Source organism: Chryseobacterium formosum, from assembly GCF_026460885.1.
In the GTDB taxonomy this organism is placed as follows: Bacteria; Bacteroidota; Bacteroidia; order Flavobacteriales; family Weeksellaceae; genus Chryseobacterium; species Chryseobacterium formosus.
Map to the genome: position 1 here is coordinate 1 of NZ_JAOVZW010000059.1, position 656 is coordinate 656.

Consider the following 656-nt stretch of genomic DNA (forward strand, 5'->3'; position numbering starts at 1 on the left):
TCTCAGGATGAAGAAGCAAGATCCGTAATTCAGACCGTAGGTTTAGGCTTTATGGTGGCAGGAAATGTTCAGAATGCTCCAAATGGTTTTGGCTCTAAAGATGCCATGGTGACTACGCTCGATAAAAACGGGAAAGTTCTTTCTGAACTTGTTTTGGGAGGAAAAGGACTTGATGAAGTGGAAAAAATAATTCCTACTCCGGATGGAGGTGCTTTACTGGGAATATATTCCAGAAGCGGCTTGGCAACAGGGAATAAAACAGTATCCAATGATGATAAAACCAATCCTGTAAAAACACAATTTATTGCAAAAACGACTGAAAACTACGGCGAAGGAGATTACTGGATCGTAAAGCTCAACAAGGAGGGAAAAGTGGAATGGGAAAAGAATTTCGGAGGAAAAGCAGATGACCATTTGAGAACAATGGCTTTTACATCATCAGGATATATTATCGGTGGTGAATCGAGATCGGAAAGATCAGGCAACAAAACGGTAGGAATTGAAGAAGGAACTGATGTATGGCTGATCTCACTTAACACTAAAGGCGAAGAACTGTGGCAGAAATCCTACAATTTTAAGAACAGAGATATCCTGATGGGAATGAATGTCATCAGTACAGGAGACAACAGAAACTTAAAAGGAGTTTTACTCGGTGG

The 656-nt window shown here is 40.5% G+C and carries 1 pseudogene; it reads left to right on the top strand.

The features are described 5' to 3' along the window. Positions 1-656 (top strand): annotated as a pseudogene (locus tag OF897_RS21550) (T9SS type A sorting domain-containing protein); the annotation flags it as partial.